The organism is Parendozoicomonas verongulae (assembly GCF_009711465.1).
GTDB classification, from domain to species: Bacteria; Pseudomonadota; Gammaproteobacteria; order Pseudomonadales; family Endozoicomonadaceae; genus Sansalvadorimonas; species Sansalvadorimonas verongulae.
Genome location: NZ_SMME01000811.1, coordinates 1 through 17,304 on the forward strand (window position 1 = coordinate 1; position 17,304 = coordinate 17,304).

At 49.5% G+C, this 17,304-nt stretch carries 20 protein-coding genes; 9 read left to right on the forward strand and 11 right to left on the reverse strand.

The genetic code is table 11. The features are described 5' to 3' along the window. A partial coding sequence (locus tag E1189_RS09195) for a hypothetical protein (protein WP_155159778.1) occupies positions 1-539 on the reverse strand: 539 nt, incomplete at its 3' end. Between the two features lie 204 nt (positions 540-743). Here E1189_RS09195 and E1189_RS09200 point away from each other — a divergent pair. Beyond that, positions 744-1,463, forward strand: coding sequence for an SET domain-containing protein-lysine N-methyltransferase (locus E1189_RS09200; RefSeq protein ID WP_155159779.1), 720 nt, complete (start codon positions 744-746; stop codon positions 1,461-1,463). A gap of 65 nt (positions 1,464-1,528) precedes the next feature. Beyond that, complete coding sequence (locus E1189_RS09205; RefSeq protein ID WP_196221345.1) at positions 1,529-2,233, forward strand: MBL fold metallo-hydrolase; 705 nt, start codon at positions 1,529-1,531, stop codon at positions 2,231-2,233. A 20-nt stretch (positions 2,234-2,253) separates the two neighbouring features. Here the strand turns inward: E1189_RS09205 and E1189_RS09210 are convergent, their stop codons facing one another. The 8 genes from E1189_RS09210 to crp all read right to left on the reverse strand — a co-directional run bounded on the left by E1189_RS09210 (position 2,254) and on the right by crp (position 8,829). Then, positions 2,254-2,634, reverse strand: coding sequence for a DsrE family protein (locus tag E1189_RS09210; RefSeq protein ID WP_155159781.1), 381 nt, complete (start codon positions 2,632-2,634; stop codon positions 2,254-2,256). An 11-nt stretch (positions 2,635-2,645) separates the two neighbouring features. Continuing rightward, positions 2,646-3,053, reverse strand: a complete 408-nt coding sequence (locus E1189_RS09215; protein WP_155159782.1) for a DsrE family protein — start codon at positions 3,051-3,053, stop codon at positions 2,646-2,648. Positions 3,054-3,062: 9 nt separating this feature from the next. Next, the gene (locus E1189_RS09220) at positions 3,063-3,386 is read right to left on the reverse strand and encodes a DsrE family protein (protein WP_155159783.1); all 324 of its coding nucleotides are present in this window, start codon (positions 3,384-3,386) and stop codon (positions 3,063-3,065) included. A 37-nt stretch (positions 3,387-3,423) separates the two neighbouring features. Beyond that, the gene (locus E1189_RS09225) at positions 3,424-4,608 is read right to left on the reverse strand and encodes an aromatic amino acid transport family protein (RefSeq protein ID WP_196221346.1); all 1,185 of its coding nucleotides are present in this window, start codon (positions 4,606-4,608) and stop codon (positions 3,424-3,426) included. 409 nt (positions 4,609-5,017) lie between these two features. Continuing rightward, positions 5,018-5,686 (reverse strand): SanA/YdcF family protein, encoded by a 669-nt coding sequence (locus E1189_RS09230; protein WP_155159785.1) that lies wholly within the window; start codon positions 5,684-5,686, stop codon positions 5,018-5,020. Positions 5,687-5,756: 70 nt separating this feature from the next. After that, positions 5,757-6,839, reverse strand: coding sequence for a hypothetical protein (locus E1189_RS09235; RefSeq protein WP_155159786.1), 1,083 nt, complete (start codon positions 6,837-6,839; stop codon positions 5,757-5,759). A gap of 204 nt (positions 6,840-7,043) precedes the next feature. Then, positions 7,044-8,129: a tRNA (uridine(54)-C5)-methyltransferase TrmA gene (gene trmA, locus E1189_RS09240; RefSeq protein ID WP_155159787.1), complete on the reverse strand. Its 1,086-nt coding sequence runs from the start codon at positions 8,127-8,129 to the stop codon at positions 7,044-7,046. 49 nt (positions 8,130-8,178) lie between these two features. Further along, positions 8,179-8,829, reverse strand: a complete 651-nt coding sequence (gene crp, locus E1189_RS09245; RefSeq protein WP_408014714.1) for a cAMP-activated global transcriptional regulator CRP — start codon at positions 8,827-8,829, stop codon at positions 8,179-8,181. A gap of 305 nt (positions 8,830-9,134) precedes the next feature. Between crp and E1189_RS09250 the strand changes: the two genes are divergently transcribed. Continuing rightward, positions 9,135-9,554, forward strand: a complete 420-nt coding sequence (locus E1189_RS09250; RefSeq protein ID WP_155159788.1) for an OsmC family protein — start codon at positions 9,135-9,137, stop codon at positions 9,552-9,554. A gap of 193 nt (positions 9,555-9,747) precedes the next feature. After that, on the forward strand, positions 9,748-10,887 hold the full coding sequence (locus E1189_RS09255; protein ID WP_155159789.1) for a DUF4419 domain-containing protein: 1,140 nt from the start codon (positions 9,748-9,750) through the stop codon (positions 10,885-10,887). 372 nt (positions 10,888-11,259) lie between these two features. Here the strand turns inward: E1189_RS09255 and hemJ are convergent, their stop codons facing one another. Together hemJ and E1189_RS09265 are read right to left on the reverse strand one after the other, a co-directional pair. After that, on the reverse strand, positions 11,260-11,682 hold the full coding sequence (gene hemJ / locus E1189_RS09260; protein WP_155159790.1) for a protoporphyrinogen oxidase HemJ: 423 nt from the start codon (positions 11,680-11,682) through the stop codon (positions 11,260-11,262). A 37-nt stretch (positions 11,683-11,719) separates the two neighbouring features. Further along, a complete protein-coding gene (locus tag E1189_RS09265) occupies positions 11,720-13,411 on the reverse strand; it encodes a chloride channel protein (protein WP_329601960.1) in 1,692 nt (563 codons plus the stop codon). Between the two features lie 203 nt (positions 13,412-13,614). On the opposite strand from E1189_RS09265, the gene argC reads away from it, so the two are divergent. The 5 genes from argC to E1189_RS23860 form a co-directional block, all read left to right on the forward strand. Beyond that, positions 13,615-14,664 (forward strand): N-acetyl-gamma-glutamyl-phosphate reductase, encoded by a 1,050-nt coding sequence (gene argC, locus E1189_RS09270; protein ID WP_329601961.1) that lies wholly within the window; start codon positions 13,615-13,617, stop codon positions 14,662-14,664. Between the two features lie 18 nt (positions 14,665-14,682). After that, a complete protein-coding gene (locus tag E1189_RS09275) occupies positions 14,683-15,462 on the forward strand; it encodes a DUF6776 family protein (RefSeq protein ID WP_155159792.1) in 780 nt (259 codons plus the stop codon). Between the two features lie 2 nt (positions 15,463-15,464). Further along, the gene (locus E1189_RS09280) at positions 15,465-15,899 is read left to right on the forward strand and encodes a bactofilin family protein (RefSeq protein WP_155159793.1); all 435 of its coding nucleotides are present in this window, start codon (positions 15,465-15,467) and stop codon (positions 15,897-15,899) included. Between the two features lie 107 nt (positions 15,900-16,006). Then, positions 16,007-16,360 (forward strand): iron-sulfur cluster insertion protein ErpA, encoded by a 354-nt coding sequence (gene erpA, locus E1189_RS09285; protein WP_155159794.1) that lies wholly within the window; start codon positions 16,007-16,009, stop codon positions 16,358-16,360. A gap of 119 nt (positions 16,361-16,479) precedes the next feature. Beyond that, positions 16,480-17,304, forward strand: an 825-nt coding sequence (locus tag E1189_RS23860; protein ID WP_196221347.1) for a hypothetical protein, incomplete at its 3' end; no start/stop codon positions are given.

Here is a 17,304-nt window from a genome sequence, read left to right on the forward strand (position 1 = left end):
GCGTCTGTCATCATCATAATGCGCTGAAGGCTGTATTTGCATCCAGATGCCCGGGAGTCTGCGCCAGACATTAAGCTCACCCATTGATGTGTTTGCCTGTCCATACCTTTTGGGAATCGACTTGTCTTGGCAACTTTGTGCTGTTTAACGCGTCGCCCTGACAATTTGGCAGGCTGACAATGGAGTGAACGACGGGGATGAGGGTGTGCTCGGTGATGTTTGTTGTGCTCAGGTAGTGTTGTTTTGTCGGAATGTCTGGTAATCAGTTCCAGAAGCGTTTTGCTTTGGTCTTTGGTGTGCCTGGATTGAAGGAGGCCTAACAGCTCAGCCTGGCAGCTATCAGTGTGATGCTTTTTTGCATCTTTGGGATGACAGGCATAGATTTTGTCGCCCCTCTTCCAGACAACAAAGCCCAGGCGGGTTTCCAGTCGATTCCCCTGCTCTCCCTGACGAATACGATACTCGTGAGGATTATGGCTGATATCTGAAATTAATCGGCCAATAGAATGTCCGCTGATTCGCCCTTCCGTGCTGCTCATCGCCAGTCCTGAATCGGTTTTGTTCCACTGTCCAATGACTGTAGAGAAGATAGTCTGTTAATCCCCTGACAAGGTGGTAAGCTGAACTGACAGTCACAGGGATGGTAAGTACCCCAACCATTATCATGGAGAAGCAATAGCTCGGGTACTTAGTGGCTGGTTCGAATAACAACATTCATAACTCAGGGATCGGGGCGTTCAGGCATGAGTGATACCGATATTGACCGTCAGACGGTCGATCAAGGCCAAGCTTCTAAAGAGAAACCATTTCAGGAAAAGGTTGCCAGTCTGCAAAGCGAGATCGCAGAACTACGGGCACGACTGGCTAACTACGAATTTCGCCTCGAGGAAGCTACAAGCACCATACCGGGAGCCGGTACCGGGCTATTTACCCGGGACTTTATCCCTTCAGGGCGTGTTGTAGGTGAGTACACCGGCAGGAAGTCATTTCGTCTTCTGGTACCCTCTACCGGTCGCTATGTGATGTGGCAACGGGACGAGCAGGGCATGCCCCACTTTCTGAATAAGGATACCTACATTCTCTGGCTGGTAGATGAAGAGGAAGATGATGAGCCCTGGCGGGGTGAGTATCCCGGGCTGGAGATGGGTATCGATGGTACACACAGTGATAACTGCATGCGTTATGCAAACAGCAACGATGATCCCAATCTGGAAATGTTTGTTACAGAAGATCAGCATGTTGTGGCTGTTTCGCTGCGTGACATTGAGCCCAATCAAGAGCTGTTCTGGGATTATCATCCTGGCCGGGACAAAGACTTTGAAATTGTTCCCGACCATATCGAAACGGATCTGGAAAAATTCATAATTGTGGATGATAAAGGATGTGTGCGCCTTACCGAGCAGGCGTTGCAGATTCCCCAAGAACGCGGTGGTAAAAAACGGAAGAAGCGTCGTAAGAAATAATAAAGCGTCAAACGTCCCTCAGCCGTCCATACTTGCTCCACCTGTGAGTAAGTATGGTTCCCGCCATGATTAAACAGCTATTTTATCCTCAAACCTCAGCCTTTACCTACCTTGTAGCTGATCCCGTTGAATACAAAGCCTGTTTGATTGATCCGGTGAAAGGAGAGGCGTCCTGCTACCTTTCTTTGCTGGAAAAAACCGGACTATCCCTGACCGCTGTGGCAGACACCCACACCCATGCCGACCATATCACCGCAACGGGAGATCTTCGCATCTTGACAGGCTGTGACATTGCAGGCTCCAGCGACAGTCAGGCCCAGGGAATCACTCTTCCGCTCGATGACGGGGATTGTTTGCCGGTGGGAAAAATTGGTTTGCAGTTTATTAAAACACCAGGGCACACCAGTGACTCCGGCTGCTTTTACGTGAAAGAGTTTTATATGAAGGAGCAGCCGGAGTACCTGTTAACCGGAGACACATTACTGATTGGTAGCTGTGGGCGCACAGATTTTCAAAATGGCAGTGCCAGAGAATTATGGCACAGTCTCCATGATAAGTTGATGTGCCTGCCGGAAAACCTGACGGTCTATCCCGGTCACGATTATAACCACCACAGCAGTAGCTCTATCGGGAAAGAGGTTCATGAGAATCCAAAGCTTCAGTTATCAGAAGAAGCGTTTATCGCCTGTATGGAGCAATCAGGGTCTGGTCAGCCGAAACATATCAAGGAAACTGTCCCGGCCAACCTGCGGTGTGGGCGGGACTGGTAGATGAAAGAGTCAAAGGTTGTTTACCACTGCCAGATCTGGTCGTAGTTATCCAGTAATGGTGCCAGTTCATGGGAGAGAAGGGGCGTGATACTCGGTGAGGTCTGGTCTTCATGAAGGCCTAACTGGGTCATAGCATGCTGACAGACAAATACCTGCCGTCCCTTTTCCAGCAAGCTGTTAAGATCCCGGTTGATATCCGGGGGCTGGGTCTGTGGCATACCACCGATGGTGAGGCCGCTGGCATTCAGGTTAGGTGCGGCATAAGCAGCGGCTTCACCGGTTAGCAGCACATCAATTTCCGCACCAGCACCGATCATGGCATGGGTTAGCCACACAACAGTGTCATCCTGTTCTTCCAAGGTTGCTCGCCAGGGAGTTGAGAGAATGTTCAAAACTTTCATGGAGTACTCCTTCAGGATGTGGAAATCACCAAAGTGTTTTCGGATTCACAAGCAAAGCTCCATAAGTCGGCAGGAGTTCCCCGGCGGGTGCATTCAATCGCATTATTTACTCCTCGTTCATCCACACATAAACCGCAGTTTACCCAGTCCAGGCTGCCACCGTGAGCACTGGCTGTTTTGTGCAAAGCCTCAATCCACTTGTGGGGAAGAGGGTGGTTCTCTTCATCAATATCGTGGCCGTGTACGGCATTGGCGTGGGGCTTTTGCTCTTTAAAGGCCAGAGATACAGCCCCTTCATAAGCAAAGACTTTCAGGTGATAACCCCGGTGTGCCGCAATATCAATCAAGCGCAGGCCTGTGACGGTGCGGGAGTTTTCAAATGGAGCATCCATCAGTACAAAAGTGAGGGTCTTACTCATACCGAGTACCTACTGCCAAATAACTTTGTGGCCCGCGGCCAGATCATCCACAACCCGCTCAAGGCTGGCTACCGAGATATGTCCCGGAATTTCACCCTGTACAATGCCGCGCTCCTGAAGGGAGAAATCGTCTGCAAGAATTTCCACCCCTGCGCTGGCAAGTTCTTTAAGGGGCGCTCCGGCCGGAGAATCTCTGGCGCTTAGCGTACCATTCTGAACAAGAAACACCGTGACTCTGTGCCCCTGCGCCTTGAGTTGTTTTACCATCTTGTTGGTAAAAGGAAAGCGGCTGTGAAAAGGCCCTTGTGAAAGAATGAATGTGAAGTTAGACAAACCAAAATCCTCCCCTCATCGGGAGTCCTGAGTGTAGTTAGGAAAACACAAGGCTGAGCAGGCAGATGGCAATACCGAAAGCCAGGGTTGGCCAAAACAGATATCTGCCAGGGTAACGAGGAATTTTGTTCTGCTTGTGAAGCTGATACAGCATGGCCGCCGGCAAAAGAATGGCCAGTACTGCCAGAGCCAATGCGGCATAACTCAAGGCAATCACAAAGGCACCGGGGAGTAATATGGCGATTGCCAGAGGGGGCAGATAAACAACCAGTGCTGTTTTTAGTCGGGACTGGGACGCCAGTGCGGAGTGCATGAAATCAAACAACCCCAGAGCTACACCGAGAAAGGAGGTGATCAAAGCCAGGTTGGTGAAAATATGCAGCGCAGGTAACAGGTAGCTTGTGCTACCTCGGCTTAAAGCATCTATAAGCTCGGGGACAGAACCACTGGTAGATACTTTGGCCAGCGTAGTGTTGTCCAATTGCCCGAGGGCGACCCCAAGCCAAATCAAATACAGCAATAAAGGGATCAGGCTGCCCAGCAGGAAAATACGCTGGAGTTGTTTTTTATTCGGTCCCACATAGGCAATCAGACTGGGAATATTACCGTGGTAACCAAAGGATGTGAAAATCACCGGCAGAATCATCACACTCTGCCATGGATTCGCAGGAAAGGTGTGCAGTTTATATGGTTGTGCTTCTGGTGCAAGAAAGCTCAGAGCAACACAGAAAGCTCCCAGCATAAAGATAAAGAGCAGGCGGTTGCCGAGATCAATGTATTGCACCCCGGCAACAGCGATAGCACCAAAAAATAGAGTGAAGAGGGCTATTCCCAGCCGGTGGGCTAACTCTATTTGGGTGGAAAATGAGTCGGGAAGCAGTGTGGTGAGGTCATTTCCCATCTGCTCCCCGCCAGCACTGATATAAGCAGCCATAAGAGCATAAAACAGAAAAATCATGGCAGAGACTGCTACCAGACGACCGGTATTGCCTAATGTTTCTGTTGCCATAACAAATAGGCTGCAACCTGGTTTAATTGCCAGATTTGCTTCCAGAGTAAATAGGGCAGCAATACCCATAAACCCCCAGGTCAGAATCATCAAAAATGCCATTAACCCAAATCCCAAACCATGGGAAATAATGGGGAGTGCAAGCATACCGGCACCAATGGTAGTTCCGGCAATAATCAGTGTGGCGCCGATGGGGGGAGATATTTTCAACATATCACACAGCATAGGAAAAGAATGGCCTGGGTACTTATTATTCTTTGTCGATGGTTACCCATTCCTTTTCTATCCTGAGTAGAATCCTGAATAAGGGTGATTGGAGCCCCCATGATCGAAAGGACTCGATACTGGCTTTCTCTTTTCTGTTTTGTAACAGGTATTTTATTGAGTGGCTTGTCCCATTCCACTGACATAAAGCGGCTGGTTATTTCAGGTGACGGATCGCCCCTGCAGCACTATGCCGACGCCCGGCTTGGATCCAACTATTTGTGATAACCCGGATGACTTCGTGTTCTTTGACCTGGTGCATCCCACCACGGCAGCACATAAGTATATTGTCAGAGAGACATGCAATCTTATGCAGGCAAACGGTTACAGTTGTGGTCAGTGACTATGGTTTGCGTGCTCAGGTTGGTGGTGTTTCACCAATAATGACTGGTGGCCCCAGCACTTTGGGGCCAGTGTTGAGGAACTGGGTTTCGATGATTGCCAGAACCCGTGCCAGGATTTCCCGTAGTTGATTGGAATGATCTGTCAGCAACAACTCCCCACTGGCATTAAATGCCACGGCATCAATACCGTTCTGGTGAGCAATATAAACAGCCCTTTCATTTTGGAACTTCTGGGAAATAATGGTGAATGAGGTTTGTCCAAACACATCTCGTGCACGAATAATGGAATCCAGTGTACGGAATCCGGCATAATCCCGATAGATAATATCAGCAGGTACACCCAGGCGAATTAAATCCCGACGCATCTGGGTGGGTTCGTCATACCAGCGGGTACCATTGTCACCGCTGACCACCACGTAACGAATACGCTTCGCCTTTACCAATTGCGCAACTGCTTCCATTCTGCGGTGATAGTGACCATTGGGCTTGCCTTTGGAGGTATAACGGCTTGTACCCAGAACCACGCCTACTTCATTTTGAGGGAGTTGAGCTGGCTTATCGTAAAGGTAAGGAGATGAAAGATAGGCCACCGACAGATAACAAAGTGCCAGCCCCAAACATACAGCAGCCAGCAGGCCGCCAGTCAGGGTGAGCAACTTGTTTCGGTTAAGCCAGCCGGGCATGGAAAACCCTGATGAGTTGATAACCTATTTAGCCTAACGCTCTCAGACTGTGAGAGTAAAGTGGGATATATCACAGCTCTTGATCATTGACAGACTCGACTTTCAGTGAAGACGGTTTTTGTTCTTTCAAATGGCGTTCCAGTACATCGGCAATAGCACTGCCTTTAGCCTTAGACACAAGTTCGGTGTGCTGAGCAGGGGCGTCCAGCTGCCGGTAGAGTGCATTCAGCAAAGTGGTTTCATCATTCACCATACGCACCAAGCCCTGCTCCAGCACTTCCGGCTGATCTTTCGGACGCACAAATATCACCGGTGTACCCATTTGTGAAGCAAACCAGCCGATAGAAGAGCGGTGGGTGACAACTGCTCTTGCAAGAGTCGCGACACGCACGGTGGATATATCGGTAATGGTTATGAGCGGCGCATTATCGGGTGCAGAACGGGTGGAAAACAGGGTTCTTGGGTGAGGCGTGAACACCCACTGTAAATCATCCCGCAGGGCAGCCGCCGCTTTGATAACTTCCAGACTATTCTGATAATCATCCCCATAACCACCATCTACAAGAACCACAGGCCGTTCATCCAGTTCCAAAGCCTCTTTTAATAATTGCTGGTCTTCCCGTTCAAAGGCTTCCTGCCACTCTTTTAAGCCCGGGTGGACAACTTGAGTCACCTTGCCGGAGCGAGCCATTTTTTCAGGAAAGCTAATTTTCAGAGGGCGTGTTGTCACCATAACCTGCTCAACCGGAGGGTTGAAATCAAACCAGGGTTTTATCCACTGCTGCCCGGCGGGCGGTTCCATATTGTCGTAAAAGGCAATTGTCCACGCCCCTTGTTGCCACCACTGTTGAACCAGCTGTGCCTGAATTGTGTGAGCCATGCCTGAAAGAACAATCCGCGGGGCAAAGCGTTTTGTCACAGAGGCCAGCTTTGTATCAGCGAGCGTAGCGTAGCGATTGCCTATCCACTCCTTCACCTCTTCTGGAGAGGCACCCTCATTCAGCAAGGTGGTATTGGGGGTATTTTCAAACAAAGCGGTTGCAGGGCCAAAAGCCACCAGATGCCAGTGGGTACCTTTGGTATCCAGCTCAGGGAGCAGGGAGCGGAAGGCGCGGCCATCGCCATTGTCATAAGCAATCAGAAGAACATCCACAGCCTCTGCTGGTGGTGTGGTTGCAGCCTGGTTTTTGTGCGACGCACAGCCCGTTAGAAAGAGTGCGGCACACAGAAATAAGAGCAGAAGTGGCTTGTTAAAAAGTGAGTTTATAGAGAAATCTGACTGGGGCATTTTGACATTTTTGTTCGCGCTGTTTGCCCCAGTCTAGCAGCCATTAATCAGCTTTTGGCAGGGAAAATGTTACTTCTTGGTAAGTAATACACCGCTTTCCATATGATCGGTATATGGGAACTGGTCGAACAGAGCCAGCTTCTCGATCTTATGGGTTTGGGTGAGTGTGCTCAGGTTTTCTTTCAAGGTGTTTGGGTTACAGGATACATACACGATGCGGTCGAAACGCTGAACCAGCGCTTCTGTGTCTGGGTCCAGGCCCGCGCGTGGCGGATCTACAAAGATAGTGGAGAAGTTATAGCTCTCCAGATCTACATGGCTCAGGCGGCGAAACGGACGCTCACGGTTCAGAGCCTGAGTGAACTCTTCACTGGACATACGGGCAATGGTGACATTGTCAACGGCGTTCATCTCAAAGTTCTTGAGGGCCGAGTTCACGGACGATTTGGAAATTTCTGTGGCCAGCACCCGGTCAAAATTGCTGGCCAGCACACAGGTAAAGTTACCGTTGCCACAGTACAGCTCCACAAGGTCGCCTTCGCTGCCACGGGTGGCTTCTTCTGCCCACGACAGCATCTTCTCATTAATGTTGGCGTTAGGCTGAGTGAAGCTGTTTTCCACTTGGTTGTAACGCCAGAGACAGCCGCCTACATTCAGCTCTTCGGTTACCCAGTCTTTATCCATCAGCAGCTTCTGCTTACGGGCACGACCGATGATGTCGATGCTGAACTTTTCTCGCAGAGGGCGCACAGCGTCTTTCCAGCCGTCGTCCAGTTGCTTGTGGTAAATGAGGGACACCAGCGCTTCGCCAGTTTGGGTGGTGAGGAATTCAACCTGAAACAGCTTGCGGCGCAGAACCTCCTGCTCGCACAGTGCGTTCATCATGGGCTGCATCAGTTCGTTAATGCGGGTGGAACCGACGGGGAACTCCGTCACAGAGACTCGCTCGCGGGTCTGCTGATCGAACATAATATAGTGTGACTGGTCACCTTCGTGCCAGATACGGAACTCTGCCCGCATACGGAAGTGCTCAGGAGCGGATGGGAAGACTTCCGGCTCCGGAGCGTTGAAGTCGCTCATTAGCTGCTTGAGTCGTTCAGCCTTCTCGGCCAGCAGAGCTTCGTAGCGATCGGGAAAAGTCGTGCCTGTAGACATCCGCGGAGGTCACCTGTTCAGTATTCGTGAAAGGTGGCGGATGATACCCCTATCGGGTACCGAAAACGACCATGGTTTTCCCTTTTACTGACACCATGCCCTCATCTTCCAATCCTTTGAGTACACGCCCTACCATTTCCCGTGAGCAGCCCACAATACGGCCTATCTCCTGGCGGGTGACGCGAATCTGCATACCTTCAGGATGAGTCATGGCATCGGGCTGTTCGCATAAGTCCAAAAGGGTGCGGGCAACACGTCCAGTGACATCAAGGAAAGCCAGATCGCTCACCTTGCGGGTAGTGATTTGCAGGCGTTTGGCAATCTGACGGCTGATTTCGAACAGAATTTCGGGAATATCCCGTGCAACTTCGCGAGCACGCTTGTAACTGATTTCTGCAATTTCGCAGTTGGTGCGGGCGCGAATCCAGGTTGAGCGTTTAGGATCAATACCGCTCAGGAACAGGCCCAGCTCACCGAAGAAATCCCCACGGTTGAGATAGGTGATGATAATTTCACGACCTTCGTCGTCTTCTATAAATACTGTGACAGACCCGTCCACGATGTAATAGAGCGTATCCGCCGGATCCCCGGCGCTGATGATGTTGGAGCGGGCGCGGTAATGATGGATGTGACAGTGCTTTAGAAAACGCTCCGTACGCTCTTTCTCTTCGACAGGCATATGTCGGGTTCGTACTACCATAAATGACATTCTGTTTTTGTTGGAATTTTTAAAGCCATATTCAGCATTTCTTTTGTTGGTTATGTGAAACTTTATCGTTTTTAGCGAGCGAGTCGAGATCTCTCTGTGAGCAGAATCTCTAAATGAGACATACATCTCAGATAATACATTTAAACTGGAATTGAGCAGAAAACACTTCCTGTGAACAGCTCATGCATTCCTATGTATAATCGCAGAAATTGACATGAAAGTAAGATGGTTCAGGCCACCTCCTTTGTAATGATTGGTATGCCTTCCTCAAAGGTATACAAGAGAAGAGATGCAATATGAAAGCTCAGGTAAAATGGGTTGACGGCATGCGTTTTGCCGGTACATCCGGCAGCGGTCACAGCGTGATGATGGATACCTCCAGTCAGCACGGTGGTTCCGATTCAGCACCCAGCCCAATGGAAATGGTTTTAATGGCTGTTGGCGGTTGCTCCTCTGTAGATGTTGTCAGCATGCTGAAGAAAGCCCGCCAGGACGTGATAGATTGTGAAGTAAAGCTGGAAAGTGAGCGCGTTGATACCGTTCCTGCCATCTTCAGCAAGATTCACCTGCACTTTGTAGTCACTGGGCGTGATCTGAAAGACGCTCAGGTTAAGCGTGCGGTTGAGCTGTCTGCTGATAAGTACTGCTCTGTATCCATTATGCTGGGTAAGGGTGGTGTTGAAGTGACTCACAGCTATGAAGTTATTGCGATGTAACTGATTTTTGAGTGCTTGTGCGGTTGTGTGCCGCATAAGCATCAAGCAGTTGGATGGCAAGGGGCACCTCTCATTATCCCCCCCTGAAAATCAGTCATTTCTGACAACTGTCAAACTTCACAATATGCCATAAATGCGTAAGTCCAGCATAAGGTCTAATATCCTACGGCTGTTTGCATATCGTGGTGTATAAATGAGACTCTTCAAGTATTTTTCCTGTTCACCTCTATGCATCTTTTTTGTTTGGGCAAGTCATGTTGTTGCAGGAGTTACATTTCCTGTCAGTGATGTTGTCCCAACCAATAAGCGGTTACCTGTTTATAGAGTAACTGACAGGCATATAGTATTTTCGAAAATTTACGATGTGGATATTACCAGCATAAAAGAAGCAAAAAGCCTTGGCGATGAACGCCTTGTTCAGCCACGGGCTGATATGTGTGACTGTGATTTTGCATCCTGTATGGTGACAGCCTTTCGTGACCACCGCCCTGTTGAGATTACGCCTGATGCTGTGTGGATGGTCATCCTCCAGGGGTTTTCTGCCCATATCAATGAAAACGCTGAAAAATACCGGGACATTTTGGTAAGTCATGAGGGCAAGATGACGCTGTCGGTATCGTGCGATCCTGATTCATCTCCTGAGGTGGATCATGATATGTCCAAACTGTTTTGCGAGGCTGTTTCAAAAAATATTAAAGATGAAAAGTTGGTAGGATTACTGAGCAAGCCGTTTTCAACAAGTACAAAAGATGATCTGACCTCCTTCCAGTTTGCCGTTATGGGCTCGGTTCAGGAGTATTTTGAATTCACCTGTAGTATATGCTCAGGTATCCCATATATAACTCTGCAGGGAACGGTTGAAGACTGGAAAGACTTACGTCGTCGTTTTTCACACTTGAAAATGTATGACTTAAAGGAATGGTATGATGTACTGGATCCGGTCTTGGAAAAATTTGAAGAAACGGCAGGTTTGTTACCAGAGAAGGTTGACAAGGTCTTCTGGCAAGGAATGGTTAAGTATTTTGATCCTATTGCTGGTAGCGCCCCCAGTTCAGGGAATATTAATGGATGGATTCTTAATTTTTACCCGAACACAAGGCCAATGTTTTTTATTCGTGGAGATTTGTCGGATCCCGAGACTTATAAGGCTCGGAGTTATAGTTTAGATAGCCTCCCAACATCAAGAATCAATGTACCGGTTAAATTTATATTATCCGGTGGTCTTGAGGAAAATTGTGTTGTTGTTTCAGGAGTCATGGGGGCGCAACAATCTCCTGAAACCTTGGCTCTTAAGCCGGTCGTTGGCTGGATGAGAGGAAAACTTAAAAAATAGGCTGATGACTCAATCTCAGTGAGATGATTCCTCCTGGTTATGCTCTCTTAGCCGGTTGGTCGAGACACGACCAAACAGAGAAGCTGAGAAAGCCACTGCTCTACACTCTGGGCTAAGTACCCGGACCATTGATTTCGCATAGTCTGGCGGCGTCTTTTTTCGCCCTTGCTGCGTCACAGCTCTGGTCACGTTGCGGGCTACGCTCCCGACGTTGTTCCTTGAAGAGCGAAAAAATTCACTCGCCACCATTATGCGAAAGCAATGGTCCGGGTACTTATCAGATTGAATCGCCGTGCTACGTGATCCGTATGAACGACGATGTAGGAGGCGCGAAACCGTGGGGCTTCGCTCTATCCTGATTGAATCAAACCATCAAAACGGCTTAACAGCAGCCAAAATAACAATCCCCAGTAGCATAAGCACTGGAATCTCATTAAACACCCGATAGAACTTATGGCTGCGAGTATTGGCATCCGCTGCAAACTTCTTCATGAACGCGCCACACATATGGTGATAACCAATCAGTAATACAACAAGCGTCAGCTTGGCATGCATCCAGCCTTGTTGCATATAACCGGGGATCAGATAAAGAAGCCAGAACCCAAACACCAGTGTGAGAATCATTGAGGGCAGCATAATGCCCCGGTAGAGTTTGCGCTCCATGATTTTGAAGCGCTCATTGCCCTCAGCGTCTTTTGTCTCGGCGTGATACACGAAGAGACGGGGAAGATAAAAAATACCGGCGAACCAGCACACCATAGCAATAATGTGGAAAGCCTTTACCCACAGATACATATCCTCACCCCACTTCGTTGTTTTAAAATTTTATACCTTAAACGCGATAGTAGCGTTGAAGGCTCGCCTTTGTCACGATGCCGATAATCTGAGTATCCTGCTTGCGCGTTTGTTTAGTGATATACAACGCTTCCACGCCTTTGCTTTGCATTAACTCCCAAGCTTCATACACGGAAGCACGGTTGCTGAGTGCACCAATATCGTACCGGCGGGAAGGAATGTCCAGCAGATCGATGCTGCTATCTTTCTCATCGGGAGCATCTTTTTCAGGGGCAAAGTATTGCCCCAGCGCAATGGCAGGCATGATGGCCTTGGTGCGGCCTTCATCAGTAACCAGTAGCCATTCCGGTTGTTTGCGGAGTTGGTTTTGGAGGGTGGCCTTGCTTTGCTTGCGTTCAAGAATAACGCAGCTTTCATTCACAAGGTTGCTGATACCCATTTGACTCAGAGCTTTATGTACGGGGTTCTGTACACGGTTATAACCCCAGCAATCCAGTATCAGCTCAAAAATACCATGCTGGCGTAACAGCAGGTTAGATGTGAGAGCTGCTATGACAATGGCCAGCAGAGCAGGGAAGAGCAAATTAGAATTGCGGGTCAGCTCTACTACAGTCACCAATGCTGTTAACGGAGCTTGCAGAACCGCACCCAGCATGGCGCTCATGCCGATCATGGAGTGAAAGGCCGGGCTGTTGGAGGCGATGGCGGGAATATGGGACACCATGGTTTCTGTCAGCGTGCCACCTACGGCTCCGAGGAAGAGGGTTGGGCCAATCAAACCACCCGGTACGCCCATGCCCACACTGGCGGATGTTGCCAGCAGTTTGCAGACCAGCAGGGTAAACAGCAGAACGGGAATATTTTCACCAATCATCAGCTCGGTGATGGTGTCGTAACCCACGCCCATAATATCGGGTGCCGGGATAGCCAGCAGCCCGGTAATGGCCGCCGCCAGAAGCAGTTTGGTGTATGGGGAAAATGATGCGGTTCGTTTATTGAAGAAGATAATCAACCGGCAATACAGGGTGCTCACAAAGCCCATCATAAAACCAATCAAAATCACCAGTGGCAGCTCATCCACAAGATCGACACTGATATAGGGAACAAAGAATGCGGGGTCGTTGCCATAAAGGAACTGGATAATACCTGCAGCACTCACAGAGGCGAGCATAACGGGAAGAAAGCTAGCCACAGTGTATTCAACCAACAACACTTCCAGCGCAAAAATCACACCGGCCAACGGCGTATTAAAAGCGGCAGAGATGGCTGATGCCGTACCACAGGCCACTAAAATACGCAGGCTGTTATTGGGCAGACGCATGCCTTGCCCAAGCAGGCTGCCCGCAGCGGCACCAAGGTGAACCGCAGGCCCTTCCCGACCAATGGAGTGTCCGCTGGCAATGGCGATAGCTCCAGCAAAAAACTGGTGCAGGAAGTTGCCAAAGTTTAAGCGGCCTTGATGCCAGTCCAGTCGTTCAATCACATGGACGATGCCAACCGGGCGAAATTTTTTACGAATCCCGAGAACAATTATAATCAGCAGAAAAGAGCCAATAAAAGGAAGTATCACCCGGTGTTCCCAGGAGAGCCTGAGAAAAGCCCCTTCCGGGTGCCCTCTGAGAAAAATATTGGCAAGCAGGGCGATAAGCTCACGAAAGAGGACAATTACGCCAGCCGTTACGGTGCCGGTCAGCAGGCCCAGTACGGCAAGTTGGGGGAGGGCGTCCACACTGGCGAGCTTGTGGCGGAATCGTTCGAAATCTGGGCGCGTGGGTTTGATTCTCACTGGTTGAGTACGGTCTTAATTAGGTCAGAACAGAAAAGACTGACGATTTTATCATGTTTTCTGCCTCCTCTTTTATGACCTGCTGCATTGATACAAGAGGACTGTTTATAATGGCCGCAAAGAAACGGTAAAAAAGGTCAGGGGTTGTGATTAAAGCAGGTATTGTTGGTGGGACAGGGTATACCGGAGTTGAGCTGCTGAGGCTTTTATCGCGACACCCTCAAGTAAACATTACTGCTGTTACCTCCCGGGCGGAAGCCGGCAGGCGTGTTGATGAGCTTTACCCTAACCTGCGCGGTCATATTGATCACTGTTTTACCGCACCGGATATCGAAACTCTGGCTGCCTGCGATATTGTGTTTTTCGCAACCCCCAACGGGGTGGCGATGAAACAGGTACCAGAGCTTATGGCTCGCGGTGTGCGGGTGGTTGACCTGGCGGCTGATTTTCGTATCAAGGATGTTGGCGTATGGAGCCAATGGTACGGTATGGATCACGCCTGTCCGGATTGGGTGGCAGAAGCTGTCTATGGTTTGCCCGAGTTCAATCGCGAGGCTATTGCCAGAGCAAGGCTGATTGCTAACCCCGGCTGTTATCCCACTGCAGTACAGTTGGGTTATAAGCCGTTGCTGGATGCCGGGCTGATTCATCCTGAAAGTCTGGTGGCGGACTGCAAATCCGGCGTAAGCGGCGCGGGCCGTGGCGCCAGTGTTGGTACGTTATTGTGTGAAGCGGGGGATTCTTTCCATGCCTACGGTGTGGCCGGGCATCGTCATAAACCGGAAATTGAGCAGGGGCTGGCTTCAATGAGCAGTGGTGCGGTGAAGCAGTTCACATTTGTTCCCCACCTTTTACCGATGATTCGTGGTATACATGCCACTCTTTATGCGCGCCTTGATATGAGCCAACCAGACCTTTCTCAGGAATATCTGCAGTCACTGTATGAGAAGGCTTATGAGAATGAGCCTTTTGTTGATGTGATGCCCTTGGGAAGTTTGCCAGAAACCCGCAGTGTAAGGGGCTCTAACCAGTGTCGTATTGCAATCTACCGCCCCGGTGATGGGGACACTGTGGTGGTGTTGTCTGTGATCGATAATCTTGTGAAAGGGGCTTCGGGGCAGGCAGTGCAAAATATGAATGTGATGTTTGGCCTTCCTGAAGAGGAAGGTCTGGACATTGTTGGCCTGTTGCCGTAGAAGGTCTGAGGAGTCGTTTTGAGTGCAGGCTGGAAAGGGCTTTTTACCCGATATCCCCGGGGGAGAAAGCGACTTCTTGTTGTTGATCATGATCCCGGAAGACATCTCCGCTACCGCCTTCTGGTTTTGTTGCTGATTGTGGGTGTGGGGGTTGCCTGCTTCTATCTGGGTATATCTCTTGCCGGGAAAGAGCTGGGGATTCTCCGCACAGAGCTTGTTCACACAAAGGCAGATAATAGTGAACAGATTGAAGAGCTGGACACCTTGCGCCGCAAAGTTGTCATTCTTGAGCGCAGTGCCTGGATCAACCGTGAAGCGGCTGAAGACGTACGCCTTGAGCTGATGAAGCTGCGGGAAGAGAAAAGTGTTCTGACCCGGGATCTCAGCTTTTTTCGCAGCATTATGGATCCAGGAAGCCTTGAAGAAGGGGTAAATGTACAGAATTTCGAGCTGCAACCTCTGACGGAAGAGGGGAAGTTCCAGTGGAAGTTTATGGTTGTCCAGAACGCCAAACAGCACCGTGTACAGAAAGGTACGTTCAAGGTGCGTGTGGATGGCTATTTAGGCGATATAAAAAAATCTTATGATCTGGGCCAACTTTCTTCTGATATGAGCGACAATGGGCAGGTATTGAGTTTTCGCTATTTCCAAAGTGTTCCCGGGGAGGGCGTATGGGGTACGCTGGAGTTGCCAAAAGGGTTTGAGCCTGAAATTCTCGAGGTGTCAGTTCAGCTGACCAGTCCGTCACGGAAGATAATTAAAAAGACATTGGAATGGTTTGTTGAGGAAAGTGAGTAGCTATGTGGGGTAAGAAAGGCCAAAGCGACACGGTCGCAGCCAGCGGCAGTACAACGCTGATTTCCGACCATACGGAGATTAAAGGTGATGTGCGTTTCCGTGGCACCATGCATGTGGAAGGCAAGCTTGTTGGTGATGTCTGGGCCCGTGAAGGCACTTTGAGGCTGGTTGAAGGCGGTGTTATTGAGGGCGATATTAAAGCGCCTTACGTGATTATCAACGGCACAGTAAAAGGTGATGTGTATGCTACCGAGAAGCTGGAACTTGCCAATCAGGCTGTTGTCAGTGGTAATGTGTACTACCAGTTGATTGAGATGGTAATGGGAGCCCAGGTGAATGGCAGCCTTGAACATATGGATGTGCCTGCGCAAAGTGAACCCAAGGCCATTGAAGCCCCTGTTTATGAAGGCGAAGTTGAGCCGACAGAGGCGAATTGATATTGCTTTACCGGTATACCCTTTGGTATAACCGGTGCTTACTATAGTTGACTGTATTACTCGGATATGAGGATAATATCCGAGTATGCTGTAAGTCTGGAGGTCGAATGTCCGCCGCCGAAACCTTTGTACCGGAGCCGATATTTTTCAGCGATAACGCTGCTGCCAAAGTAAAAACTTTGGTTGAGGAAGAAGGCAATGGAAAGCTGATGCTTCGTGTCTATGTAACCGGTGGAGGCTGCTCAGGCTTTCAGTATGGTTTTACTTTCGATGAAGCGTTAGCTGAAGACGATACCGTTGTTGAGAAGTCTGGAGTGAAAATGGTAGTTGATGCCATGAGCTTCCAGTATCTCTTCGGTTCCACGGTTGATTATATTGAGGGTCTGGAAGGTTCACGCTTCACTGTATCTAACCCCAATGCCGCAACCACCTGTGGCTGTGGTATGAGCTTTACTGTTTAAACTTCATTTCTTGATATGAAAACGCCCATACACTGTGTGGGCGTTTTTGTTTGTAACCAAAACCTTCCTCGGTAAATATTTAAACTATGCTGAGCCTCCAGTTTTCTGGGGGATGTTAAATGGCTTGGTGTAGAACGGCGTTAATTCCCTTGATGTTGCTGATGTGTGCTGGGCAATCCTTGGGGGAGAGCGGCAGCGGTACGGGCATGGATCAATATCAGGTTGGCTACCTGCGGGATTATATGGCCAGCCAGCGATTTTTTGATCGGCTGAGTCATCTGGCAGATAGCCCGGATTATCAGGCGGCTGATATCGGTACGCAGGTAACCATGGGCGAGCACGCAGCCCAACGGGCGTTTTCCTGGATTTTACGGGAATATCCGCTGTGGACACTGGCAACCTACGGCTCGTTTTATACGGCAGTAGGAGCCTTGGCGTCACCATTGGCTTCCAGACTGTGGAACCTGTACCGCTTTGCCTCTAAGGATGTGAAACTTTTCTCATCGATGTTGGGCATTGTTCCTGTCATGTTGATTGTCAATCCTATGATGGTGTTAGGTGGGCAGGTTTATTACGCAATGCTTCCTCCTTCAATTCCTGAAGCCTTATTGATTTTTCAATATGGCGCTAAAAAGAATTTACTGAGCAGGTCGACTCAGAACTATATCGAAGATGAGCTGTTTTATTCGTTCTGGCAGAGCCCCAGCAGCGAAGGTCTGTATCGGTTACGAAAGATTCTGGATAAGGCACTGCGTTTACCTTCTTATACTAAGGCTCTGACTTATGACTCGTCCCGTATTCAGGATTCCCTGAAAAACTTTTCTCCAGAGCTGGTGGAGCGACTGGATCGTTTTGCTTTCACGGAGATTATGCGCCAGAAAATGAAGATGTCTCCTGCGGGTCATTATCCCGTTTATTTCCAGGGTGCCCCCGGTACAGGGAAA